The following is a 26,829-nucleotide window of genomic DNA, read 5'->3' on the forward strand; positions in this document are numbered from 1 at the left end:
GAAGAGAACAACAATAAAGATGGCATGTGAAATGAAAAAACAAGCTCATTTACACATGCCGCCTTATATTTTTTGAACATTTACTGAATGTCCCCAAATAAAAAAACGCACGGAGATACGAAAACTCGTCTTTTCTATCTCCGTGCGGCTGTATTATTCAAAAGGCAGCTTAAAGCGCCTCATACTCTTTTCCCAATCACTCTTCTGCCGAGAACTCCTTGATCCGCTGTTCTTCGCTCAGACGGCAGATCAGCAAAGTGTCATTCTTTTCTGCCACGATATAACCGTCCAGTCCCTGCACCACCACTTTCTTTTCCTGCGTGGCATGTATGATGCAGTTGCGCGTTTCATACACCTTAACATTCGGTCCGATGCACACATTGTTGTGAGCGTCGCGCTTGGAATTTTCATGCAGCGATCCCCACGTACCCAGATCGCTCCATCCGAACGAAGCCGGAAATACATAGATTTCGTCCACTTTTTCCATAATGGCATAGTCAACGGAAATGTTTTCGCACGTAGGGAACAGTTCGTCCACCATTTCCTGCTCCTTATCCGTGTAATAGTAAGGAAGCATCCGCTCAAATACTTTTGCCATCGTCGGCTGATAGACACGGATTGCATTCACAATCGTGTTTACGTTCCACACAAAGATTCCCGCGTTCCAGAAGAAATTGTTGCGCTGCAGGTAACGTTCCGCTGTTGCCAGGTCCGGTTTCTCCTTAAAGGCATCCACACGGTAGATTTCCTTGTTTGAAGGACATGGCAGCGACAAGTCCGCCTCTATATATCCGTATCCGGTTTCAGGCCGGTTTGCTTTCATTCCCAACGTAACGATGGCATCTGAATCAGCCGTGAACTTCATGGCTGACAGAACGACACGTGCAAACTCGCGCTCGTTCATCACGATATGGTCACTCGGCGTAACGACAATGTTTGCTTTCGGGTTCTTCGCCTTGATCTTCCAGCTTACATAAGCGATGCAAGGAGCCGTATTGCGGCGGCAAGGTTCCAGCAGCACATGCTCTTGCGGTATTTGCGGAAGCTGCTCTTTCACGATAGAAGCATACTTTGCAGAAGTAACCACCCAAATGTTTTCGGGCAGACATACATCTCTGAAACGGTCGGCAGTCAACTGGATAAGTGTCCGTCCGCATCCCAGCACATCAATGAACTGTTTCGGCATTTCGGGACTGCTCATCGGCCAGAAACGACTGCCTATGCCTCCGGCCATAATGACAACATGATTATTTGCAGGGTTCATAAATACTACACTTTTTGTAACGTTACAAAGGTAATATTATTTTTCTGAAAAACCCTGTATAACAAAACCTTTTTTATCAGAATTCCGCCTTTCGGCATACGTAGAAAATATCCGTTCCGCCCTTGATGCAAGAACAGAAACGGATATGGCTTCAGGCTCCGGAAAGCGGGAGCCATTCATTTCTTTTTCTTCCAAAGATTGCTCATGTCCTCCAAAGTCTTGCCCTTCGTTTCGGGAACAAGCTTCCAAACAAACACGGCAGCAAGGACACAGATGACACCATACAGACTGTATGCAAACATATGGCCGAACTTATCGCCCATATCGCCCGCGCTCATGTTGTAAAGCGGAAGGAAGGTGGACGAAACGATAAAATTGAAAATCCACTGAAAGGCTACAGCGATTGCAACAGCGGCTCCACGGATGGTGTTAGGGAAAATCTCTGAAATCAGCACCCAGCAGATCGGCCCCCAGCTGAACATGAATGAAGCACTGTATATCATGATGCTGACAACAGGAAGTACCGGAGGTATCCCGGAAACCAGATTGCAGACAGCCACGCCGAAGGCGCCGACAGCCATTCCGATTGAACCTGCAATAAGCAGCGGACGGCGCCCCAGCTTTTCTACCGTAAATACGGCAAGCAAGGTGAACAGAAGATTGACAATGCCCATAAAGACTGTCTGTACCATCGGACTGCCCATGCCCATCGTTTCAAATATGCGTGGGGCAAAATAAAGCACAGCATTGATGCCCACAGCCTGCTGGAATACGCTCAGCATGATGCCGACGAATATGACCAGCCACCCGTAAGTGAACAGACGCTCGGTCTTCTCTTCGGCAGTGGACTTGATGTCGGCCAGAATTTCTTTTGCCTTGGAGAAACCGTTGATGCGGACAAGCACTTGCAACGCCTTCTCATCCTTTCCGCTCATCGCCAAATAGCGGGGCGTTTCGGGAACCAGCAGCACCAGCAGAGAAAAAACCGCTGCAGGAACCCCTGCGCTGAGAAACATCAGACGCCAGCCCGTTTCAATGGTCCAGGCCGCTTCTCCCGGATTCAGAATCTGATTTACGCCTTCCACAGCCTTGACGGCCGGATTCACGTTGTCGCCTAAGATCAGGAAGTTGACGATGTAAACGATGAGCTGGCCGGAAATGATTGCAAACTGATTCCACGACACCAACGTACCGCGAATGTTGCTTGGAGCTATTTCTGCAATATACATCGGACAGATAGCTGAAGCCAGCCCGACTCCTATCCCTCCTATAATACGATAAATGTTGAATGCCACGAGCAGAGGAAAAGTCGGTTTTCCATGCTCGAAAAACAGAAACTCCGGATCATAGGTTCCCAAAGCTGCGACGAGAAACAAAATGCCGGCAACAAAGAGCGTGCGCTTACGTCCGTAGTGTGAGGCCAGAAAGCCGGAAACGGCACTGCCGACAATGCACCCAATCAGTGCGCTTGACGAAGTGATGCCATGCACCGCATCCGTATATGCAAAGTCCGAGGCTCCCATAAAGAAAGCCTGAAGCCCCTTTTCCGCTCCAGAAATGACTGCCGTGTCATAACCGAACAGCAGTCCGCCAATTACGGCAACAAGTACGACTGAAAAAAGATAAGCCTTGCTGCCTTTTTCCGTATGATTCATGATATTAAATTTTATATCCAACGAAAAATGGAAGACCCGCAGGCAGGCCTTCCATTCCGATGACAGTGTTAACAGTACATATTCACTATAGCTTCATACAGTTCCTGCTTTCCGCTCGTCTGTTTCGGTTCGCCGACAGTCTTCGCATAAGCCACAACATCTTCCAGCGTAAGCTTGCCGTCTTCAAAGTCCTTTCCCTTTCCCGAATCAAACGAAGCATACCGGTCGGCAAGCATTTTTCTGTAAGGAGATTCTTCCAGCAGCTTGGCTGCACTCAGCAGGGCGCGCGCCATCACATCCATGCCGGCAATATGAGCGATGAAGATGTCTTCCAGATCGGTAGAATTGCGGCGAGTCTTGGCATCAAAGTTCGTGCCGCCGTTGCCCAAGCCTCCGTTACGGATAATCTGCATCATCGCCTGAACCAGCTCATAGTTGTCTATCGGGAACTGGTCTGTGTCCCATCCGTTCTGGTAGTCGCCGCGGTTAGCGTCGATAGAACCCAGCATACCGTTATCTACAGCGACGCAAAGTTCGTGTTCAAAGGTATGTCCGGCCAGTGTAGCATGGTTCACTTCAATGTTCACCTTGAAATCCTTATCAAGATTATGGGCTTTCAAAAAGCCGATGACGGTTTCCGTATCCACATCATACTGATGCTTTGTCGGTTCCATCGGCTTCGGTTCAACAAGGAAAGTTCCTGTAAACCCGTGTGCACGGCCATAATCGCGGGCGATAGTCAGCATCTGAGCCAGATGTTCTTTTTCACGCTTCTGGTCAGTATTCAGAAGCGACATGTAACCCTCGCGTCCGCCCCAGAACACATAATTCGTACCTCCCAGTTCGATTGTGGCGTCGATGGCATTCTTTATCTGAACGGCAGCCCGCGCAACGACATCAAAGTCGGGATTTGTTGCGGCTCCGTTCATATAGCGCGCGTGACCGAATACGTTTGCTGTGCCCCACAGCAGCTTGATGCCCGTTTCAGCCTGTTTCTGTTTCAGATAAGCAACAATTTCCTTCAGATTCGCTTCATATTCTTCGATGGTATCAGCCTCATCGCAAAGGTCCACATCATGGAAGCAATAATATTCGATTCCCATCTTTTGCATGAACTCGAATCCCGCATCAGCCTTGTCCTTTGCAGCCTGCACCTTGTCGGGATTTCCTTTCCACGGAAAGCTCTTTGTTCCCACGCCGAACTGGTCACCGCCTTCAGCGCACAACGTGTGCCACCAGGCCATCGAAAATTTCAGCCAGTCTTTCATCTTCTTTCCCATTACCACTCTTTCAGGATCATAGTAACGGAAAGCCATCGGGTTCTTACTTTCTACACCTTCGAATTTAATCTTTCCAATGCCGGGAAAATACTCTTTGTTTGCCATTGTTTTTGAATTTAAAAGTTAATGAAACAAGTTTATATAATAAGATTACAATCTGTTCAGACAATCCAGCCAGCGTCCATACGCATCCTCATAAGCTGCACGGTCAGATTCCTTCGGCTCAATCACATCCAGCTTGTCGAGTGTAGCGAATGCCTCGCTGCTGTTCTTGTAAATGCCGACTCCCATGCCGGCTCCCTTGGCCGCACCTACAGAACCGTCTGTATCATACAGTTCGATGACAGTTCCTGTAACACCCGCCAAAGTTTCGCGGAAAATCGGACTCAGAAACATGTTTGCATGTCCGGCATGGATTTTCTCCACACTCATTCCCATACCTTTCATTATGTCAATTCCATATTTGAACGCAAACACGATTCCTTCCTGAGCTGCACGGAGCAAATGGCTGCGCGTATGCAAGTTGAAGTTTACGCCATGAACGGAACATCCCGCTTCGCGGTTTCGGAGCATACGCTCTGCCCCGTTTCCGAACGGAAGAATGCTGATGCCTCCCGAACCGATCGGCGCCTGCGCAGCCATACCATTCATTTCGGCATACGAAACTTCTTCGGACATCACGGTGCGCTTCATCCACGAATTAAGGATTCCCGTACCGTTGATGCAAAGCAACACACCCAAACGGGTCTGTTCGGCCGTATGGTTCACATGGGCAAACGTATTGACACGCGATTCCGGATCATAGTTCACTGCACCGTTCACTCCATAAACCACACCGGAGGTTCCGGCAGTCGAAGCGATCTCACCCGGATTGAACACATTCAGCGACAAAGCGTTATTGGGCTGGTCGCCTGCACGGTAAGCCACCGGAATGCCCTCTTTCAGCCCAAGTTCACCGGCCGCCTGTGCAGTCACACGGCCCTGTTCGGAGAACGTAGGACAAACGGCAGGAATCAGCGAACGGTCGAATCCGTAGAAGTCCATCAGGAAATCCGCAAGTCCATTCTTCTGAAAGTCCCAAAACATCCCCTCGGATAGTCCGGACACGGTCGTATATACCTCTCCCGTCAGCTTCATGGCTATATACTCGCCCGGCAGCATAATCTTGTCTATCTTCTCATACACTTCCGGTTCGTTTTCTTTCACCCAAGCCAGCTTAGAGGCCGTAAAGTTTCCCGGAGAATTGAGCAGATGGGTCAGGCATTTCTCTTCGCCCAACATCCTGAATGCTTTCTCCCCATAAGGAACCGCGCGCGAATCACACCAGATAATGGCGGGACGAAGCACATTCTGGTTCTTGTCAACGCACACCAGGCCGTGCATCTGATAAGAAATCCCGATTGCAGCAACATCTTCCTTTTTTGCCCCGCTTTTCTGCATCACAGCACCAGTGGCGGCACGCAAGTTCTCCCACCACATTTCCGGATGCTGTTCCGCCCATCCCGGACGCAAAGTGATGATTTCGGCTTCCGTCTTCGGATAAAACGCCGAAGCGACACACTTGCCCGTATGGACATCCACCAAAGAAGCCTTCACTGAAGAGCTTCCTATGTCATATCCCAACAAATACATCATACTGTCACTTATTTTGTTTGTTATAAATTGTTCTGTCAAACTTATAGAAACGGGCAGCGCGATGCCGCACACCCTGTTCCTTTTCTTCCAGAGGAACCACATAAGGCATCATCGCAATCTTCTTATGGAAGTTGCGGATATCGACATTCTTGCCGTAAATCAACTGATACAGATTTCGCAACTGCGCAACGGTAAACTTTCTCGGCAGCAGGTCAAACATGACAGACGGCGTATTCTCCACATAGTGGCGTATATGCACCAACGCGTCCCTGCAAATCTGCAGATGGTCAAAAGCAAGCTCTTTTATATCCGAAACCGGCATCCAGCACGCATCATAGGTTGCGGTAAGCTGCCGGTTTCTGCTGTCTATCTTCAGAAGCGAAAGATAAGCCACCGTCACAATCCGCCCCACCCTGTTTTCTGTAATCCGGTGAAAACGTTCCAGCCATTTCACATCTTTCGGATTAGAGGTTCTGTCTTTCGAACCATAGGCGCGGAACTGAGTCATCTTTATATTCTTCAGACCTGTCAGTTCCTTCAGCACACGTTTGGCGGCGTCGTCCAGATCCTCATCTGCATAAATCAGACTGCCCGGAAGCTTCAAGTCGTTTACTTCCCCACCGGCTTCCTGCTGTTTCCCGACCTGATGGACCAGCAGTATCCGAAACTGCTCACCGTCGAATCCGACCAACACGCAATCGACGGACACATGTACATCTATTATTTTACAGTCTTCCATAACATTGATTTTCCATGCCGCAAATATAAAGAATCACAATATATACTCATAGTATTTTCTGTAAAATACTACTCAGTAAAACACTGTTTAACAATAAAATACTTTTCATCATATTTACAATATATAAAAATTCAATTATCATACAATATACAATATATAAATCCGCTTGCCGGGAGAAAGAATCCGCCCCAACGGCAAGAGTTGTCAAGGAAATTTCATTACTTTGTACAGTCAAACAAAAAACAGTAACATGAAAACATATCCTTGCATACTTACAATCGCAGGTTCCGACTGCAGCGGAGGAGCCGGCATTCAAGCAGACATCAAAACAATATCTGCTTTGGGCGCATACGCCGCAAGTGCCATCACATCCATCACCGTACAGAACACCTGCGGAGTCAGCAGCATATTCCCCATCCCCGCACAAACCGTAAAGGCACAGATTGAGGCCGTCATGACAGACATCCGGCCGGAAGCAGTCAAAATCGGGATGGTAAGCGACCCGAAGATTGTTGCAGCCATCGCACAAAGCATCCGCAGATTCCAGCCACGCTATGTTGTCTTCGACCCGGTCATGGTTTCCACCAGCGGATGCAAGCTGATGGAAGACAGCGCAATCGAAGCCATTGTCAGAGAACTTATGCCATTGAGCACCCTCATCACCCCCAACCTGAGCGAGGCCGAAGTGCTGACAAACACAAAACTTTCTTCACCGGACGAGATGGAAGAAGCAGCCGGACAGCTTCTGCAAACCGGATGCGGAGCCGTACTGATAAAGGGGGGACACTTGCCCGATGACAAAATGTGCGACGTGCTCAAAATTGCAGACGAAGAACAAGCACACCGCTTTACCGCACCGAAGATCGAAAGCAAGAATACGCACGGAACCGGATGCACCCTTTCATCGGCCATCGCAACCTTTCTCGCACTGGGACATCCGCTGGCAGAAGCCGCAGGCAAAGCCAAAGAATATATATATAAAGGTATAGAAGCCGGAAAAGACATCCATATCGGCGAAGGCCACGGACCGCTCAATCATTTCTTCAATCCGGCAAAAATGCACATTTTGGACAAAAACGTGTAACATATCAAAAGAATCATTACCTTTGCATGCAAAGATTTTGAAAAACATAAACATCAGAAATTATGAAAGCATTTGTATTTCCCGGTCAGGGCGCACAGTTTGTCGGTATGGGCAAAGACCTTTACGAAAACTCTCCGCTCGCCAAAGAACTGTTTGAAAAAGCAAACGAAATCTTAGGATACCGCATCACTGACATCATGTTTGAAGGCACAGACGAAGACTTGCGCCAGACAAAAGTGACACAGCCTGCCGTATTCCTGCATTCAGTGATCTCAGCCCTGTGCATGGGCGAAGAATTCAAGCCCGAGATGACAGCCGGACACTCGCTGGGAGAATTTTCAGCACTGGTAGCAGCCGGAGCACTTTCGTTCGAAGACGGACTGAAACTGGTTTACGCACGTGCCATGGCAATGCAAAAGGCATGCGAAGCCCGCCCGTCTACCATGGCGGCAATCATAGCTCTGCCTGACGAAAAGGTAGAAGAAATCTGCGCTTCCGTTGCAGCAGAAGGAGAAGTCTGCGTAGCTGCAAATTACAACTGTCCGGGCCAGATTGTAATTTCAGGATCGATTGAAGGAATCAACAAAGCCTGCGAGCTGATGAAGGCTGCCGGTGCAAAACGCGCCCTGCCGCTGAAAGTGGGCGGCGCTTTCCATTCTCCGCTTATGGAACCCGCCAAAGTGGAACTGGAAACGGCCATCAAATCAACCGAATTCCATACACCCAAGTGCCCGATCTACCAGAACGTGGATGCCAAACCGCATACAGACCCTGAAGAAATCAAGGCCAACCTGGTAGCCCAGCTGACAGCATCTGTACGCTGGACCCAAACCGTACAGAACATGATTGCCGACGGCGCCGACGACTTTACGGAATGCGGACCCGGAGCCGTACTGCAGGGACTCATCAAGAAAATCAACAAGGAAGCCAACGCACACGGCATCCAATAACCGATCCGGCATTCCGGACATACCGGAAAGAACAGGCATGCAGGAGGATTTGCAGGGTGCATGGAACCGCTTCCACCGGACTGCAAATCCTCAAAACATAACACACAAGAAGCACAACTAATACTTAAAAGAGGGAAAACATGAAAACGACAGAAAAAATCATCATCTACCAGATATTTACCCGCCTGTTCGGCAATACCAACGGACGATGCATCCAAAACGGCCCCATCGGACAGAACGGCTGCGGAAAGATGGACGACATCACCAAACAAGTATTGCATGAAATCAAAAATCTGGGAGCGACCCACGTATGGTACACCGGACTCTTGGCGCACGCCACACAAACAGACTACAGCAGCTACGGAATCCCAAGAAACCACCCTTCGGTTGTGAAAGGAAAAGCAGGGTCGCCTTATGCCATCACTGACTATTACAGCATAGACCCGGACCTAGCCGTGCATCCCGAAAAAAGAATGGAGGAATTTCTGGAACTCGTAAAGCGGACGCACGAATGCGGACTGAAGCTCATCATGGACTTCGTTCCAAACCATGTGGCAAGACAATACCGGTCTGTATCGAAGCCCGAGGGAATCAAGGATCTGGGCGAAGACGACGACACGAACCAGGCCTTCAGCGCGAACAACAATTTCTACTATATGCCCGGACAGAAACTGGAAGGCGAAATCAGCCTCTATGACGAAGAAATGGGGAACTACGTGGAAATGCCGGCAAAAGCTACGGGAAACAACCGCTTTGACGCATGGCCGAACCGGAACGACTGGTACGAAACGGTTAAGCTGAATTACGGAGTCGACTACATCAACAACACCGGATGCCATTTCAACCCGATACCCGACACATGGAACAAGATGAAAGATATCCTGCTCTTCTGGGCCGACAAAGGCATTGACGGATTCCGATGCGACATGGCAGAAATGGTTCCGTGCGAATTCTGGGGATGGGTCATCCCGCAAGTCAAATCACTGCACCCCGAACTGACATTCATAGCCGAAGTGTACAATCCGAATGAATACAGAAACTACATACACAACGGCCATTTCGACTATCTGTATGACAAAGTAGGACTTTACGATACGCTGCGCGCCGTCACCTGCGGCTACCAGTCGGCCACAGCCATCACCGGCTGCTGGCAAAGCGTCGACGACATTCAGGACCACATGCTGAATTTCCTGGAGAACCACGACGAGCAGCGCATCGCTTCCGACTTCTTTGCCGGAAATGCGTTCAAGGCACTCCCCGCCCTCATCGTGTCGGCAACCCTGAACACCAACCCCATGATGATCTACTTCGGGCAAGAATTCGGAGAAAGGGGAATGGACTGCGAGGGATTCAGCGGACGCGACGGACGCACCACCATTTTCGACTACTGGAGCGTGGACAGCATCAGAAGATGGAACAACCACGGCAGATGGAACAACCACCTGCTCAACAACAAGGAAAAAGAGCTCCACCGCTTCTACAAGAAACTGCTGAACATTTGTCGCACCGAAGCCGCCATCACACAAGGACAGTTCTTCGACCTGATGTACGTGAACAAAGGCGGATGGCAGATGAACGAGCACAAACAATACGCCTTCCTGAGAAAATACGGCAAGGAAGTGATGCTGATAGCCGTAAACTTTGCAGACATGCCGGCACAGATTGCGGTCAATATTCCGGAACATGCCTTCGACTACCTGCACATGCCCTCGTTCCAGACCTGCACGGCAGCCGACCTGCTGAACGGGACAGAAGAAAGCATTCCGTTCACTCCGGCAAAGGCCGTTGCCGTCAAGCTCCAGGCATGGGGAGGAAAAATACTGAAAATCACACTCTGACGATAAAGGAATCCGTCTTTGGCACAGAACAATCTCTATCTCTAGGTTGGAGATGCAAATCTCCAGCTTAGAGATACACGTCTTCAGCCTAAAGACGCATGTCTCCAGCCTGGAGATAGAGAAACGGACGAGGAAAAGCATTTTTTATCCCCATTTTGTTTGCATATTGAACACAAAAGGGTAACTTTGCTCAAATGAATAGAATTTGTGCAATCTTATCAGAAACCGAATATGGAAAATAGTTTTCTAGCCTTTGTAGAAGACAGCATCAAGAAAAACTGGGACCTTGACGCGCTGACAGATTATAAAGGCGCTACACTGCAATATAAAGATGTGGCACGCAAAATCGAGAAGCTGCATATCCTTCTCGCCGAAAGCGGGATTAACCCCGGAGATAAAGTGGCGCTCTGCGGACGCAACAGCTCGCACTGGGGAGTGGCTTTTCTGGCAATACTCACATACGGAGCCGTGGCAGTTCCTATCCTCCACGAATTCAAGGCCGACAATATCCAGAACATCGTAAACCATTCGGATGCCCGCCTGCTTTTCGTGGGCGATGTGGTTTGGGAATCGCTCAACGAGGCGGAAATGCCCTCGCTCGAAGGAATCATCCTCATGACAGACTTCACCCTGCTGGTATGCCGGAGCAAACAGCTTGAATTTGCGCGCGAACACCTCAACGAAATGTTCGGGAAAAAATTCCCGCGGAACTTCCGGAAAGAACACGTAAGCTACCGGAAGGACAAGCCGGAGGAGCTTGCAATCATCAACTATACATCAGGAACAACCAGTTTCTCAAAGGGAGTGATGCTGCCCTACCGCTCGCTGTGGTCAAACACCGCATTTGCCACCGAGATGCTCCATCTGGCACCGGGAAGCAGGGTAATTTCCATCCTGCCCATGGCGCACATGTACGGACTGGCTTTCGAATTTATCTATGAAATCTGTTCGGGATGCCATGTGTATTTCCTCACACGGATGCCCAGCCCGAAAATCATTTTCCAGGCATTTGCAGACATCAAGCCGCACATCGTAATTTCCGTGCCGCTCATCATCGAAAAGATAATCAAGAAAAACGTGCTCCCCAAACTGGAAACACTGAAAATGAAAATACTGTTCCGCCTGCCCATCATCAACGAAAAGATCGGATCGACCTTGCGCGACTATATCGTGCAGGCTTTCGGAGGAAACTTTTTCGAGGTCATAATCGGCGGAGCGGCCTTCAACCAGGATGTGGAACGCCTGCTGCGCGACATCGACTTCCCTTATACCGTGGGATACGGCATGACCGAATGCGGGCCCATCATCTGCTATGAAGACTGGAGAAGATACAAGCCGGGAACATGCGGAAAGGCTGCCCCGCGCATGGAAGTCAAGATAGACAGTTCCGATCCCGAGAACCTTGTCGGAGAGATTCTTGCAAGGGGCGACAATGTGATGCTGGGATATTACAAAAACCCTGAAGCCACCGCACAGGCCATCGACAAGGAAGGATGGCTGCATACGGGCGATTTGGGCACTATGGACAAAGACGGAAACGTAACCATCAGGGGACGAAGCAAAAACATGCTTCTGGGACCTTCGGGACAGAACATCTATCCGGAAGAAATCGAAGAAAAGATCAACAACCTGCCCTACGTATGCGAAAACATCGTCATCCAGCAGAGCGACAACAAACTGGCCGCTCTGATTTATCCGGACTTTGACGAAGCTTACGCCAACGGACTGACCCCTGCCGACATCGAGCGGGTGATGGAAGAAAACCGGACGGCGGTCAATGCGGAACTTCCCGCCTACTCGCAGATCGCACGAGTTAAGATTTATCCGGAGGAGTTTGAGAAGACACCCAAAAAGAGCATCAAGCGATTCCTGTATCAAGACGTAAAATAAACCGGGAAATGAAACTGAAAACTATACTAGCAGCAATCTGCCTCCTCTTGGGAGCGCATCCTTTTCTTTACGCCCAGCAACATGCAAAGAAAGGCCTGAAGAAAGGGGCTAACGTATCGCTGAACATCACAGACAAGAAAAAGACGCCTCAACGCACGTATTTTAACCTGGGACTGTTCAGCAACTATACATGCCTCAACGGATTGGGCATAAACATCATATCCAGCCTGCAACACTACAATGCCTACGGCATGCAGGCTGCAGGATTCGCCAACATCACGGGACTGAAGTCAACGGGACTTCAGATTGCAGGAATCACCAACGTTACGGGCCAGAGGGCATGCGGAGCCATTTTCTCCGGTCTGATGAACGTAAGCGGACATTCATCATACGGACTTACGGTGTCAGGACTGGGCAACGTGTCGGGAAGCGATATAAGAGGAGTGGGAATCTCCGGCCTGATCAACGTGGGAGGAAAAGACACGCGCGGCGTCATGATTGCCGGACTGGGAAATGTCGCAGGAGAAGTGCAAGGCGGCCTGTCTATCGGAGGCCTGATGAATGTATCGGGCAAGTCGTCGCGCGGAGTGCAGATCACTTCACTGTTGAACGTTGCTGCCGAAACAAACGACGGATGGCAATTGGCCGGACTTGGAAACGTAAGCGTTGCAAACAAAGGGCTGCAGACAGCAGTCATGAACTACAGCGTGAGCAACAGCGGCCTGCAACTAGGCATCGGCAACGTGAACACGGAAAACCGCAAGGGCGTACAAATAGGAATCGTCAATTTCAGCCTCGACAGCTGCGCCCGCCAGATAGGCTGCATCAACCTCAAGCCGCAAACCCGCACGCAGCTGATCGTTTCAGGGGGAAATGCCAACAAGGGCAGCGTGGCCGTACGTTTCAAAAACAGGCACACCTACACGCAGATCGGCACGGGAGGATATTATTTAGGAACGGACAAAGATTTTTCACTGAGCCTGTTTTACCGCGCAGGCGTCTACTGGCAACTGACGCCTAAGCTGGACATCAGTGCAGATTTTGGATATTATCATATCGAAAGCTTGAAAAACAAGGATTCGCAGGGCTTTCCCGCACGCATGTATGCGCTCGAGCCACGGGTGAATCTGGAATACAGCATAACCCGCAAGTTCGGAATATTCGCCTCAGGAGGCTACGGATGGACACGCACATACAAGGGAAGCCACGCCTTCGACGACAAAGGAGTGTTCGAGGTAGGAATGGTGCTTTTTTAAGGCACTTGCCGGCAACAGCCTGTCAGCTGTTCAGGCTTGCCGAACGCACACGGCTCAATGTTTCGGGACTCATCTGCAGCAACGAAGCGATATAAACCAGCGGAGCCCTCTTCAAGATTTCGGGATGCATCTGCATCAGCTTCAGATAACGTTCGTGCGCCGGCTCGAAACGGAGGGTATCCGCTTTAATCTGCGACTCAATCAGCGACTCTTCAAATACTTTCCGATACCATACGCCCAACTCTGCATCTTCCAGCGAAAGCTTTTCAATCTTGTCCTTCGGAATCTCCCACAATACGGTAGGCTCCAGGGTTTCAATCATCAGGCGCGTAGGCTCTGTCTTCAGATAGCTTTCCAGACAGACCACAATTCCTCCTTCGTAGGCAATGTGCTCCGTCAGATCCTTGTCATACTTGTAATAAAACTGGCGGGTCATCCCCTTCTCGATATAACGCAAACACGTACAAACGTCGTTTTCATCCAGGATGCGTTCGCCTTTCTTATACTTTTTGCATTCCAGTATAGCAGCAAGCGCATGCAACTGTTCCCTCGACAACAAGCGATGGCGGGAAGTTGCCAAAATACGAGCTGTTTCTATATTAGTATTGGTCATAAGCGTCAAGTTTACTTAACCTTTATGCGGTCAAAGCCTTCTCCGAACACGCCGATAACGGCACTTTGCGAAACAAACGCTTTCGGGTCAATGTCTTTGATAAGGCGGAATATAGTATTCGATTCGCGTTTTTTAGCAAGCACAAACATCATCTTCACTCCATTGTGGGTGTAACATCCCACTCCGTCAATAAACGTGACTCCGCGGTGAAGATCCTTGTTGATGCGCGCCCCTATTTCTTCGTACTTGCTTGAAATGATGAAAAACTGCACAGACTGGCGCGCGCTGTTCACAACCTGGTCGAGCACAAAGCTTGAGATGAAAAGCACAACATAGCCATACACCACCTTTTCCCAGTTATGAAGCACAAAGTAGCTCGAAGAAATGATGATAAGGTCACACATCAGAATAACCCTTCCCAACGAGATGTCACGGTATTTGTTGACAATGGCGGCAATGATGTCGGTTCCTCCCGTACTTCCGTTGGCGGAAAAGGCAATTCCGATTCCTCCCCCGCAGAAGAAAGCGCCCAGCACACACGACATGAAAGGCTGGTCGTGAATCAACGGACCGGTCACAAACTTTTGGATGACCTCCAGAATAAAGGTCAGCACCAATACGGCAAAGATTGTCTTCAGGCAAAACTTCAGACCCAGAATCTTCAACGCCAATAAAAGCAAGGCAAGGTTTATAATCAAATAAGTGTATTGCACCGGAAATCCCGTGGCCCAAAATATAATGGACGCGATTCCGGGGACGGCCGTCGATGGGATGTCACTGGGCAGCAGGAACACCGTCCATCCGATACCATACATAATCATTCCCAAAGCAATTATCAGATAATCTTTGGTCTCTCTCATGATTCGCTGCGTACGCGTAGCTGGCAAAGCTGGATTCATTACTCTATCTGTTTTAAAAATTCCGGACAAAAGTACAAAAAAAATCATTCACTTGATTTAAATCAATTTCAAATACCAAGAAAAAATTTACGGAAGCCTGTTTTTAAAAGTTGCACGTTTTTCGTAATTTTGCGCCCAAATAAAAAGAACATGGCATTAGTCAACGAACACCTGCTTAAATTACCTGAAAATTATCTGTTCACGGACATTACAAAAAGGATAAATTCATTCAAGGTTACCCATCCGAAAACCAATGTCATCAACTTGGGCATCGGAGATGTGACCCGCCCGATTCCTCAAGTATGCATCGAAGCGATGCAGAAGGCGGCGGCAGATCTGGGACGGGTGGAAACGTTTCATGGATACGGTCCCGAACAAGGCTACGATTTTCTGATCAGCGCAATCATCAAAAACGACTATGCCGCAAGAGGAATCAGCCTTGATCCCAATGAAGTGTTCATCAGTGACGGGGCTAAATCCGACACGGGAAACATCGGAGATATCCTGCGACACGACAACAGCATAGGCGTAACCGACCCCATTTATCCGGCGTATGTGGATTCAAACGTTTCGTCCGGAAGAGCAGGAACTCTGGAAAACGAAAGCGAATGGAGCAATGTCGTATACCTGCCATGCAAAATCGAAAACGACTTTATTCCGGACATACCCGAAAGGCGAATAGACATCATTTATTTATGCTATCCGAACAATCCTACCGGAGCAGTCCTTACGAAAAGCGAACTGAAGAAATGGGTCAACTATGCCATCGACAACGATGCCCTGATTATTTTTGACGGAGCATACGAGGCTTACATCCAGAATCCCGACATCCCCCATTCCATCTACGAGATCAAAGGAGCCAGGAAGGTGGCCATCGAATCCAGAAGTTTTTCTAAAACGGCCGGATTCACCGGAGTGCGCTGCGGATATATGGTAATCCCCAAAGAGGTGACGGCCGCCACGCTTGAAGGGAAAAGGATATCGCTGAACAAGATGTGGCTGCGCCGGCAGTCAACCAAATTCAACGGAGTTTCCTATATTACGCAACGGGGAGCCGAAGCCATCTATACGCCCGAGGGGAAAAAGCAGGTAAAGGAAATGATAAGCTATTACATGGAAAATGCACGGCTGATGAAACGCATGCTCAACAAGACCGGGCTCCGTTTCTTCGGCGGAGAAAACGCTCCTTATCTGTGGCTGAAAGCGCCCGGAAACATGACCGCATGGAAGTTCTTTGACAAGCTTCTGTATGAAGCCCATGTAGTAAGCACGCCGGGAATAGGATTCGGACCAAGCGGAGAAGGCTATGTGAGAATCACGTCGTTCGGCGACCGGCATGACTGTGAAGAAGGAATCAGACGAATTTGCCAGTGCCTGTGACCAGCAATATTGAATATAACATTATCAAACAACTAATAAACATATGTCCAAACTAAGATTCAGAGTGGTAGAGAAGGCTTTCCACAAGAAGCCGGTAGAAGTGAAGGCTCCGACAGAACGCCCAAGCGAATACTTTGCTAAATACGTATTCAACCGTGAGAAAATGTTCAAATATCTCCCCAGCGGTGTGTATGCCAAACTGATTGACGTAATTGACAATGGGGCAACCCTCGACCGCGGCATCGCAAACGCCGTGGCAGACGGCATGAAGAAATGGGCCATCGAGATGGGGGTCACGCATTACACGCACTGGTTCCAGCCGCTGACCGAAGGCACAGCCGAAAAGCATGACGCTTTTGTAGAACACGACGGAAAAGGCGGCATGCTGGAAGAATTCTCCGGAAAACTGCTCGTACAGCAGGAATCCGACGGCTCGTCATTTCCTAACGGGGGAATACGCAACACGTTCGAAGCCAGAGGATACAGCGCATGGGACCCGTCGTCGCCGGTCTTTATCGTAGGCGACACGCTGTGCATCCCCACCGTATTCATCGCCTATACGGGTGAATCGCTCGACTATAAAGCTCCGCTGCTGAAAGCGCTGACAGCGGTCAACAAGGCGGCCTTGGACGTGATGCATTATTTCGACCCGTCGGTAAAGAAGATCATTTCTTACCTCGGATGGGAACAGGAATATTTTCTGGTTGACGAAGGACTCTATGCAGCCCGCCCCGACCTGCTTCTGACCGGCCGGACACTGATGGGACACGAAGCGTCAAAAAACCAGCAGCTGGAAGACCATTATTTCGGTGCCATACCCACCCGTGTGGCCGCCTTCATGAAGGATCTGGAAATCCAGGCGCTTGAGCTCGGGATTCCGGTAAAAACCCGCCATAACGAGGTAGCTCCTAACCAGTTTGAACTTGCACCGATTTATGAAGAATGCAATCTGGCTGTCGACCACAATATGCTGATCATGTCGCTGATGCGGAAAGTGGCACGCAACCACGGATTCCGCGTGCTGCTCCACGAAAAGCCGTTCAAGGGAGTCAACGGCTCGGGAAAGCATAACAACTGGTCGCTCGGAACAGACAACGGTGTCCTGCTGATGGCTCCGGGAAAGACTTCGGAAGAGAATCTCCGTTTCATCACGTTTGTCGTGAACACACTCATGGCTGTCTACCGGCACAACGGATTGCTGAAAGCGTCGATCATGAGCGCAACCAATGCTCACCGCCTGGGCGGACACGAAGCTCCCCCCGCAATCATTTCTTCTTTCCTCGGAACCCAACTGAGCAAAGTGCTCGACCATCTGGAAGCAAGCACAAACGACGACCTGCTTTCGCTGGGAGGAAAACAAGGCATGAAACTGGACATTCCGCAAATACCGGAACTTCTGATTGACAACACCGACCGCAACCGCACATCGCCGTTCGCCTTTACCGGAAACCGTTTTGAATTCCGCGCGCCTGGATCGGAAGCCAATTGCGCAAGCGCCATGATCGCGCTGAACTCAGCGGTAGCCGAACAACTGATCGAATTCAAAAAGGAAGTCGATGCACGCATTGAAGAAGGAGAGCCCAAAATTTCAGCTATCCTGCAGATTGTGCGCCGCTATATCAAAGAATGCAAACCGATCCGCTTCGACGGCAACGGATACAGCGAAGAATGGCAGGAAGAAGCTAAACGCCGCGGTTTGGACTGCGAAACAAGCTGCCCGATCATATTCGACAACTATCTGAAGCCGGAAAGCATCCGCATGTTCGAATCGACGGGAGTCATGAACCGCAAAGAGCTGGAGGCACGCAACGAAGTGAAATGGGAAATGTATACAAAGAAGATTCAGATCGAAGCGCGCGTGCTGGGCGACCTGGTCATGAACCATGTAGTGCCTGTAGCTATCGAGTACCAGACCAAACTGATAGACAACGCATACAAGATGCAGTCAATCTTCTCCAGCGAAGAAGCCAGCCAGCTGTCGGCCGAAAACCTGGCTATCATCCGGGAGATCTCTACACATACCTCTTATATAAAGAAGCATGTGGACGAAATGATAGAGGCACGCAAGGTGGCCAACCGCATTGCCTGCGAGCGTGAAAAGGCTATCGCCTACCATGATACGGTAGCTCCGATGCTTGAGCAGATCCGCTACCACATCGACAAGCTCGAACTGATTGTCGACGATCAGATGTGGACGCTCCCGAAATACCGCGAACTGCTCTTTGTGCGCTAACCGGAGGAAACAAGAGTCTGCCGCAAGAAGCTGTATCCGGAAAGCCAGAAGAATACTTTCCCCATACAGCTTCCCGGAGGCGGCTCTCCCATAATATCAAACAACAAAAAACTACAACAGAAACAATTAAAGTCGCCTTCATCGCGTCATGGAATGGTTATATAATCTGTTTTTCGACCATACTGCCTTGCAGGCGGTCATCATCCTGTCACTCATCATCGCCATCGGGCTCGGGCTGGGAAAGCTGCGCGCTTTTGGCGTTTCGCTGGGAGTGACTTTTGTTTTTTTCACCGGCATTCTGGCCGGCCATCTGGGATTCTCCATCGACCCGCAAATGCTAAGCTATGCTGAAACCTTCGGGCTTGTGCTTTTTGTCTATTCATTAGGCTTGCAGGTAGGTCCCGGATTCTTCAGTTCCTTCAAATACGGAGGATTCCAGCTCAACATGCTTGGTCTGGGAGTAATCCTGCTCGGAACATTGGCAGCCATCGGACTGACATTCGTCACCCCGATCAGCCTGCCCGACATGGTAGGCATCCTGTGCGGAGCAACCACCAACACGCCCGCGCTCGGAGCTGCCCAGCAAACACTGAAACAATTGGGAGAACCCACCAGCGGAGCTGCCTTGAGCTGTGCTGTAACTTACCCGCTGGGTGTAGTGGGCGTCATTCTTGCCATCATCCTGGTAAAGAAGCTGTTTGTCCGGCCCGCCGACATGGAAGTACACGAACACGACGACCCGAACCATACGTACATCGCCACATTTCAGGTACATAACCCTGCCATATTCAACAAAAGCATCCATGACATCGCCCATACAGGCTATCCAAAGTTTGTCATATCCCGGCTGTGGAGAGATGGGAACGTATCTATCCCCACATCAGAAAAGATACTGAAAGAGAACGACCGGCTGCTGGTCATAACAACAGAAAAAGACGCTCCCTCACTGACCATTCTTTTCGGCGAACAGGAAAACCGGGACTGGAATAAAGAAGACATCGACTGGAATGCCATCGACAGCAAGCTGGTGTCAAGGCACATTGTCATATCCCGCCCTGAAATAAACGGGAAGAAATTAGGCTCGCTCAGGCTGCGCAACACGTACGGAATCAATATCAGCCGGGTTCTCCGCAGCGGCGTACAGCTGCTCGCCACACCGGGACTCGTGCTCCAGCTGGGCGACCGGCTTACGGTAGTGGGTGAAGCCGCGGCCATCCAGAACGTGGAGAAAGTGCTAGGCAATACAGTGAAAACGCTGAAAGACCCGAATCTGGCTTCCATTTTCATCGGAATCATCCTCGGACTGGTAATCGGAGCCATCCCCATCGCCATACCGGGAATCAGCTCGCCCGTAAAACTCGGAATGGCGGGAGGTCCCATCGTGATGGGCATTCTTATCGGCGCGTACGGTCCACGCCTGCATCTGGTCACCTACACCACACGCAGCGCAAACCTGATGCTCCGGGGAATCGGGCTTTCGCTCTACCTCGCCTGCCTGGGACTGGATGCAGGAGCACATTTCTTTGAAACGGTGATGCGCCCCGAAGGTGCCCTGTGGATAGGGACAGGCTTCGTGATAACTTTCGTGCCGGTAGTCATCATGGCCCTTATCGCCTTGAGGTTCTGCCATCAGGACTTCGGAAACACCTGCGGAATGCTGTGCGGAAGCATGGCCAACCCAATGGCACTCAACTATGCGAACGACATTATCACCAACGACAACCCATCGGTAAGCTATGCCACCGTGTATCCGCTGGGAATGTTCCTTCGCGTAATCATCGCCCAGCTCATCCTCATGCTTTTTCTCTAGCCCATCGGCTACAAGAAAGGCTCAAGAAGAAAAAGCCCGCACGGGACCACCCAACAAAACGAAATGACGACATTGTTTTTAAAGACAAAGTTTTTATCTTTGTAACAATGAAATGACAAAAAAGATCTGCTATGAAAGATTATAAACAAATAACAACGGAAACGATCAGGCAGGACAGCCGCTATCTGGACCTGCTGTCGCATAATTTTCCGACAATCGCCGACGCCAGCACGGAAATCATCAACCTGGAGGCCATACTGAACCTGCCGAAAGGGACCGAACATTTTCTGGCTGACCTTCACGGAGAATACGAGGCGTTCCAGCATGTGCTGCGCAACGCATCCGGCTCCATCAAACGGAAAGTGAACGAAATATTCGGAAACACGCTGCGCGAAATGGAAAAGAAGGAGCTTTGCACACTGATCTATTATCCGGAACAGAAGCTGCAGCTCGTCAAAGAAAAAGAAACCGACCTGGAGGACTGGTACGTGATCACACTGAACCAACTGGTGAAGGTGTGCCAGAATGTGTCGTCAAAATACACCCGCTCGAAAGTGAGAAAAGCGCTCCCGAAAGAGTTCTCCTACATCATCCAGGAACTGCTGCACGAAAGCAGCATGGACCCCAACAAGCAGGCATACATCAATGTCATCATCAGCACCATCATCGACACAGACCGTGCAGATGATTTCATCACCGCGCTCTGCAAGCTGATCCAGCGGCTCACCATCGACTCGCTGCATATTCTGGGCGACATATTCGACCGCGGACCGGGACCGCACATCATCATGGACACCCTGTGCAACTACCATAATTTCGACATCCAATGGGGGAACCATGACATTCTCTGGATGGGAGCCGCAGCGGGAAACGACTGCAACATTGCCAACGTGCTGCGCATGGCCATGCGATACGGCAACCTTTCGGCCATTGAAGACGGATACGGCATCAACCTGCTTCCGCTCGCCACATTTGCCATGGAAACGTATGCCGACGACCCGTGCGGATTTTTCCAGCCGAAGATAGACAAAGCTTCAAGCCCTTATACGGAAAAAACCATCCGGCTCATCGCCCAGATGCACAAGGCCATCACCGTTATCCAGCTTAAGCTGGAGGCGGAAACCATCAAACGCCGCCCGGAATTTGAAATGGAAGACCGGCTGCTGCTTCACCACATCGACTTCAAGAAGAAAGCATTCACCCTCGGCGGAAAAGATTATGAAATGCGCGACTGCTATTTCCCTACCGTAAATCCGGAAGACCCTTACCGCCTGACTGAAGAAGAACAGGAGATCGTGTCGAAACTGCACCATTCGTTTGTCAGCAGCGAGAAGCTCAAAAAGCACATGAAATGCCTGTTCCGCTACGGCTGCATGTATAATGTCTGCAATTCAAACCTGCTTTTCCACGCTTCCATGCCGCTCAACGAAGACGGTACGCTGAAAGAGGTGGAAATCCTGGGAGAAAAATACAAGGGAAGAAACCTGCTCGAACGCGTGGGACAGCTCATCCGGACAGCCTATTTCGCCGAAAACGACAATCCGGAGAAAGACTTCGCCGTAGATTTCGTATGGTATCTGTGGTGCGGAAAAAACTCGCCAGCCTTCGACAAGAGCAAGATGGCGACCTTTGAACGCTATTTCCTTACAGACAAAGAAACGCACAGGGAAATAAAGGGACATTACTACGAACTGCGTGACCGTGAAGACATCTGCGACATGATCATGGATGAATTCGGCGTGGAGGGAGAGCACCGGCATATCATCAACGGGCATGTGCCTGTAAAGGCGGTGAAAGGAGAAAAGCCGATCAAGGCAAACGGAAAGCTGATGGTCATCGACGGCGGCTTCTCGAAAGCTTACCAGCCGGAAACCGGAATTGCAGGCTATACACTGGTATACCACTCGCGCGGCTTCGAACTGGTGCAGCATGAACCGTTCACCTCTACCCAGAAGGCGATTGAAGAAGGCATTGACATCAAGTCGACCACACAGATCGTCGAGCTGAGTTCCAAGCGGATGATGGTGAAAGACACAGACAAGGGGAAGGAACTGATGGTTCAGATCAACGATCTGAAGAAGCTTCTTCTGGCCTACCAGAACGGACTGATGAAAGAAAGAGCGGTCTGAAAAACCTTTTTCACTGACCTTGCTTCAACTTAAGAAACTGTTTTGAATTTATCCAAGAAAAACTTTTTGGAGAAATTCAAAACAGTTTCTAAGCCGTACAATAAAAAAATGACCCGTCATTCAACAAAGGATGACGGGTTATTTTATGTAAGATGACGAATAATTTTACATCGGATGAGCCGACATTTTTTTCAGCAGGCGGAAAGGCTTCAGAAAATCAGACAAGACGGTTAGTCGCCGTATCGGGAAAAACGACCGTGGGACTGAAATGCTTCGCCTCTTCAAAGTCCATCAGCGCATATGACATGATAATCACCACATCGCCTACCTGAACCTTGCGGGCAGCGGCGCCGTTCAGACAAATGCATCCCGAACCGCGTTCTCCCTTGATGATGTAAGTTTCAAAACGCTCTCCGTTGTTGTTGTCCACAATCTGGACTTTCTCCCCCTGTATCATGTTGGCGGCATCCATCAAGTCTTCGTCAATGGTTATGCTCCCCATATAATTCAGATTGGCCTCAGTCACGGTCACACAATGCAGCTTGGACTTCAATACCTCAATCATCATGACTCAATCATTCCTTATATTTATACTTTATATTGTCTATCAGACGGACATCACCGCAGAACACTGTGATGCAGCCTACGATATAGTCGCTCTCATCCCATGCATGCACCGGCTGCAAAGTGTTTCCGTCGACTATCTCAAAATACTCAAGGCGCAGGCCTTCGGCGCGTCCGATAGAATCTTCGACAAACCGCTTCGTTTCAGACAGCACATGAGTTTTCCCATAGTCCACACTCGTAAACAAAGCCTTCGAGATCTGCACAGCCTGCCTGCGCTGCACTGAATCAAGGCGGGCGTTACGGCTGCTCAGAGCCAGCCCGTCGTCCTCGCGCACAATCGGACAACCCACAATCTGCAGATCAAAGGGATACTTGCGCACCATTTCACGCACAATCGCCAGCTGCTGGAAGTCCTTTTCTCCGAAGTAGGCGCGTGTCGGCTCCACAATCAGGAAAAGCTTGCTCACAATCTGGCAAACTCCGTTAAAATGTCCGGGACGATACTTCCCTTCCATCACCGTATCCAAAGGAGGATAACTGAACGTTCTTGTATCAGGTTCCGGATAGATTTCTTCTACAGAAGGAGCGAACACATAAGCGGCTCCACAGGCTTCAAGCAGCTTGCAGTCGGCATCCAGCGTACGGGGATATTTCAACAAATCATTCTTGTCGTTAAACTGAGTAGGATTGACAAAATCGCTGACAACCACCACGTCATTTTCGGCAACAGCGCGTTTCACCAATGAAGCGTGACCTGCATGCAAAGCTCCCATCGTCGGAACCAGACCTATGGTCTTTCCCTCTTTGCGCAAAGGTTCCAATTCGGCACGAAGCGCATTAATCGTTTGAACTAACTTCATCTCAATCTTCAATTTTTAATCGTAGATTATAAAAAACGGCTGCAAAGTAACGATTTATTTGTCAGATAAAGAAACAGAAATCAATATTTCTTTCGCCCCAAACCGTCAAAATGCGCATTTTAACGGCAAAGCGGCACAGCTGAAATAAGTTACTAATCAACACATTAACATACTATAAGGAATAATTAGCCAGCCGATAAGGCGAATTTACACCAATTTTTCGTATTTTTGCAACACTTATTTTTGAGTAAGCAGAAAACAATATGAGTGCAAAAAAAGTTTTATTCATCACACAAGAAATTACTCCGTACGTACCAGAAAGCGAATTGGCAACCATCGGGCAGAATCTGCCTCAGGCAATCCAGGAAAAAGGATGCGAAATCAGAACTTTTATGCCCAAATGGGGAATCATCAATGAACGGCGAAACCAGCTGCACGAAGTGATCCGCCTTTCAGGAATGAACCTGATCATTGACGACACCGACCATCCGCTGATTATCAAGGTCGCTTCCATTCAGGCCGCAAGACGCCAGGTATACTTCATCGACAACGATGATTATTTCCAGCACCGGCTGATGACTTCCGATAAAAACGGAAACGACTACGAAGACAACGGCGAACGCGCGATCTTTTATGCAAGAGGCGTACTGGAAACAGTCAAGAAACTGCGCTGGTGTCCGGATCTGATTCATTGCCACGGATGGATGACCGCAATGGTGCCTCTCTATATCAAGAAAGCTTATTATGACGAACCGTCATTCCGTGACTCAAAAGTAGTATATTCGGTTTATGGAGAAGGATTCAAGTCAACCTTGGACCCCAACTTCACCAGCCAGCTCTTACTCAAGGAAATCACACCCGATGATGTAAACATGATAAAGACTCCCGTCGATTTTGAGAATCTCAACAAACTGGCGGTAGCCTATTCTGACGGTGTAATACAAAACAGCGAAACAGTGAACACGAATGTGACAGACTACGCACGCAGCCTGAACATTCCAGTATTAGATTATCAGCAGCCCGACAAGCTGGCAGATGCCTGCGACGCATTCTACGACCGGATTCTGGCGGGAACTGAAAACAAATAAAAAACGAACGAAAATGAAACTCAAGTACCTGGCAGCAGCATGTTTGGCTGCCGCCATCTATAGCTGCGACGACACAACCACGGGAGTAGGTGACTTTCTAGCCAACACAGACGAAATAAACGCCTACTCAATGACGTTTGAAGCTACAACCAAAACAATCAAATACACCGACATCAATCCGAACGGCATTTATTCGCGAACCAACAGTGCCTATCTGGGAAAGTTCACGGATGCGGATTTCGGAACGTTCAGCGCAGACTTCATTACGCAAATCAACTGCCCGGAAGGATTTACGTTTCCTGAAACGATGCAGAGCATCCAAAGTGCTTCGCTGGGACTTTATTATGCAAGCTACTACGGGGACTCGCTGGCCCCGATGCGTGTAAGAGTTGACTTGCTGGATACGCCCATCGACGATGACGGAAGCGACATGAGCCTGTATTACACGACATACGATCCCACAAAGTACTATAACGAGGAAGCCGAGCCGCTGGCGGAAAAAGACTACACAGCATACGACGTTGCGGTAGGCGACTCGCTCAAATCAGAAACGGGATACAATACGGTTTCCATCAGTCTGCCTGAATCATTCAGCCAGGACATCCAGAAGAAATACGAAGAAAACAAGGACTATTTCAAGGATGCATACTCATTCATACACAATGTGCTCCCCGGATTTTACGTACATACCACACAGGGAGAAGGATCCATCCTTTACATTCAGGATATCTGGCTGCACCTGAACATCGAATATCTCATCGAAAGTTCATCGGGCAGCGTCGACTCTACCGTCTATACGCAGATTCCGTTTGCCGCAACAAACGAGGTATATATGTCTACAAGGCTGGAGAACTCGGATAACGCATTCGACAATCAAATGAGCGACAAGGAACATACGTATCTGAAAACTCCTGTCGGACTGCTGACGGAGGTTAAGCTCCCGCTGGAAGAAATGTATGCGGAACTGGGAAAAGATACGCTGAACTCGGTGTCAATCTCTTTCACCAAGATGAAGGAGGTCAGCGACAACTCCAGCAAGAACCCTTACAAGATGGGAGTCCCCCAATATCTGCTGCTCCTGCGCAAGAGCGAGGTTAATGAGTTCTTTGAACAGAACAAGACTTACGACAGCCAGACTTCGTTCCTCGCTTCATACAGCAGCACGACCAACTCGTATACTTTCTCACAACTGAACCGCCTCATCAGCCAGATCTTCAGCGAAATGAGAACGCAGGAAGAGCCGGCTGAAGGATGGGACGAGCACAATGCGCTTGTTCTCATTCCGGTAAAGACAGAAACGGACTCCCAAAGCAACATCATCGGACTCTCGCATGACCTGGAAGTTAACTCTGCCCGCCTGGTAGGAGGAGAAAACGGTGACAAACTGAAAATAGAAGTCATCTATACACGTCCGGCAATTTCGGAATAAACAACAGAGGCGAATCCGTTTCCGGATCCGCCTGCACTTCCGCTCATTCAAGATATTCTGAACACAGGATCACGAGCCATAGAATATGCACTTACGCAGCCACTCGATGCACATCGTGATCCTGTGTTCTGTTTTTCTGCCTTCCTAAATCATGCACAAAGCTCCGGAACCAATCGAGTAGGAGGAAAACGAAGCAGTTTTCTTCCTACTTTCGTTTTCCGACCTCTCAT

General features: G+C 49.5%; 20 protein-coding genes. 11 read left to right on the top strand and 9 right to left on the bottom strand.

Features of this window, described 5'->3' with window-relative positions; genetic code table 11:
* Nucleotides 1-196: 196 nt before the first annotated feature.
* The 5 genes from QUW60_RS13650 to QUW60_RS13670 form a co-directional block, all read right to left on the bottom strand.
* Entirely contained in the window at nt 197-1,264 is a 1,068-nt protein-coding gene (locus QUW60_RS13650) for a mannose-1-phosphate guanylyltransferase (protein ID WP_258338497.1), read from the bottom strand.
* 176 nt (nt 1,265-1,440) lie between these two features.
* The gene (xylE, locus tag QUW60_RS13655) at nt 1,441-2,919 is read right to left on the bottom strand and encodes a D-xylose transporter XylE (protein WP_289561146.1); all 1,479 of its coding nucleotides are present in this window, start codon (nt 2,917-2,919) and stop codon (nt 1,441-1,443) included.
* A gap of 68 nt (nt 2,920-2,987) precedes the next feature.
* On the bottom strand, nt 2,988-4,304 hold the full coding sequence (gene xylA / locus QUW60_RS13660; protein ID WP_258338499.1) for a xylose isomerase: 1,317 nt from the start codon (nt 4,302-4,304) through the stop codon (nt 2,988-2,990).
* A 45-nt stretch (nt 4,305-4,349) separates the two neighbouring features.
* Nucleotides 4,350-5,831, bottom strand: coding sequence for a xylulokinase (locus QUW60_RS13665; protein ID WP_258338545.1), 1,482 nt, complete (start codon nt 5,829-5,831; stop codon nt 4,350-4,352).
* Nucleotides 5,832-5,838: 7 nt separating this feature from the next.
* Nucleotides 5,839-6,573: an NUDIX hydrolase gene (locus QUW60_RS13670; RefSeq protein WP_289561149.1), complete on the bottom strand. Its 735-nt coding sequence runs from the start codon at nt 6,571-6,573 to the stop codon at nt 5,839-5,841.
* A 250-nt stretch (nt 6,574-6,823) separates the two neighbouring features.
* Here QUW60_RS13670 and thiD point away from each other — a divergent pair, with 250 nt between their 5' ends.
* The 5 genes from thiD (at nt 6,824) to QUW60_RS13695 (ending at nt 13,591) form a co-directional block, all read left to right on the top strand.
* Nucleotides 6,824-7,657: a bifunctional hydroxymethylpyrimidine kinase/phosphomethylpyrimidine kinase gene (thiD, locus tag QUW60_RS13675; protein WP_258338501.1), complete on the top strand. Its 834-nt coding sequence runs from the start codon at nt 6,824-6,826 to the stop codon at nt 7,655-7,657.
* Nucleotides 7,658-7,719: 62 nt separating this feature from the next.
* On the top strand, nt 7,720-8,607 hold the full coding sequence (fabD, locus tag QUW60_RS13680; RefSeq protein WP_258338502.1) for an ACP S-malonyltransferase: 888 nt from the start codon (nt 7,720-7,722) through the stop codon (nt 8,605-8,607).
* Between the two features lie 140 nt (nt 8,608-8,747).
* Nucleotides 8,748-10,445: an alpha-amylase family glycosyl hydrolase gene (locus QUW60_RS13685; RefSeq protein ID WP_289561152.1), complete on the top strand. Its 1,698-nt coding sequence runs from the start codon at nt 8,748-8,750 to the stop codon at nt 10,443-10,445.
* Nucleotides 10,446-10,676: 231 nt separating this feature from the next.
* Nucleotides 10,677-12,335 (top strand): AMP-binding protein, encoded by a 1,659-nt coding sequence (locus QUW60_RS13690; RefSeq protein ID WP_258338504.1) that lies wholly within the window; start codon nt 10,677-10,679, stop codon nt 12,333-12,335.
* Between the two features lie 8 nt (nt 12,336-12,343).
* Nucleotides 12,344-13,591 carry a hypothetical protein gene (locus QUW60_RS13695; RefSeq protein ID WP_258338505.1) on the top strand — a complete coding sequence of 416 codons (1,248 nt, stop codon included), beginning with the start codon at nt 12,344-12,346 and terminating at the stop codon, nt 13,589-13,591.
* A gap of 22 nt (nt 13,592-13,613) precedes the next feature.
* On the opposite strand, the gene QUW60_RS13700 is transcribed toward QUW60_RS13695, so the two are convergent.
* Together QUW60_RS13700 and QUW60_RS13705 are read right to left on the bottom strand one after the other, a co-directional pair.
* Nucleotides 13,614-14,204 (bottom strand): Crp/Fnr family transcriptional regulator, encoded by a 591-nt coding sequence (locus QUW60_RS13700; RefSeq protein ID WP_258338506.1) that lies wholly within the window; start codon nt 14,202-14,204, stop codon nt 13,614-13,616.
* Between the two features lie 11 nt (nt 14,205-14,215).
* On the bottom strand, nt 14,216-15,103 hold the full coding sequence (locus tag QUW60_RS13705; protein WP_258338507.1) for a YitT family protein: 888 nt from the start codon (nt 15,101-15,103) through the stop codon (nt 14,216-14,218).
* A gap of 150 nt (nt 15,104-15,253) precedes the next feature.
* Here QUW60_RS13705 and QUW60_RS13710 point away from each other — a divergent pair, with 150 nt between their 5' ends.
* The 4 genes from QUW60_RS13710 to QUW60_RS13725 all read left to right on the top strand — a co-directional run bounded on the left by QUW60_RS13710 (nt 15,254) and on the right by QUW60_RS13725 (nt 22,655).
* Entirely contained in the window at nt 15,254-16,483 is a 1,230-nt protein-coding gene (locus QUW60_RS13710) for an LL-diaminopimelate aminotransferase (protein WP_258338508.1), read from the top strand.
* Nucleotides 16,484-16,526: 43 nt separating this feature from the next.
* On the top strand, nt 16,527-18,716 hold the full coding sequence (locus QUW60_RS13715; RefSeq protein WP_289561156.1) for a glutamine synthetase III family protein: 2,190 nt from the start codon (nt 16,527-16,529) through the stop codon (nt 18,714-18,716).
* Nucleotides 18,717-18,864: 148 nt separating this feature from the next.
* Nucleotides 18,865-20,526, top strand: a complete 1,662-nt coding sequence (locus QUW60_RS13720) for a putative transporter (RefSeq protein ID WP_289561158.1) — start codon at nt 18,865-18,867, stop codon at nt 20,524-20,526.
* 131 nt (nt 20,527-20,657) lie between these two features.
* Nucleotides 20,658-22,655, top strand: a complete 1,998-nt coding sequence (locus QUW60_RS13725; RefSeq protein WP_289561160.1) for a fructose-1,6-bisphosphatase — start codon at nt 20,658-20,660, stop codon at nt 22,653-22,655.
* 217 nt (nt 22,656-22,872) lie between these two features.
* Here the strand turns inward: QUW60_RS13725 and panD are convergent, their stop codons facing one another.
* Together panD and panC are read right to left on the bottom strand one after the other, a co-directional pair.
* Nucleotides 22,873-23,223, bottom strand: coding sequence for an aspartate 1-decarboxylase (gene panD / locus QUW60_RS13730; RefSeq protein ID WP_258338512.1), 351 nt, complete (start codon nt 23,221-23,223; stop codon nt 22,873-22,875).
* A 7-nt stretch (nt 23,224-23,230) separates the two neighbouring features.
* Complete coding sequence (panC, locus tag QUW60_RS13735; protein ID WP_289561162.1) at nt 23,231-24,082, bottom strand: pantoate--beta-alanine ligase; 852 nt, start codon at nt 24,080-24,082, stop codon at nt 23,231-23,233.
* A gap of 263 nt (nt 24,083-24,345) precedes the next feature.
* Between panC and QUW60_RS13740 the strand changes: the two genes are divergently transcribed.
* Nucleotides 24,346-25,170: a glycogen/starch synthase gene (locus QUW60_RS13740; protein WP_289561164.1), complete on the top strand. Its 825-nt coding sequence runs from the start codon at nt 24,346-24,348 to the stop codon at nt 25,168-25,170.
* A gap of 13 nt (nt 25,171-25,183) precedes the next feature.
* Nucleotides 25,184-26,599 (top strand): DUF4270 domain-containing protein, encoded by a 1,416-nt coding sequence (locus QUW60_RS13745; protein ID WP_289561166.1) that lies wholly within the window; start codon nt 25,184-25,186, stop codon nt 26,597-26,599.
* The last annotated feature ends 230 nt before the right edge of the window (nt 26,600-26,829 follow it).

It is taken from the genome of Bacteroides gallinaceum (genome assembly GCF_030373775.1).
Taxonomy (GTDB): domain Bacteria; phylum Bacteroidota; class Bacteroidia; order Bacteroidales; family Bacteroidaceae; genus Phocaeicola; species Phocaeicola excrementipullorum.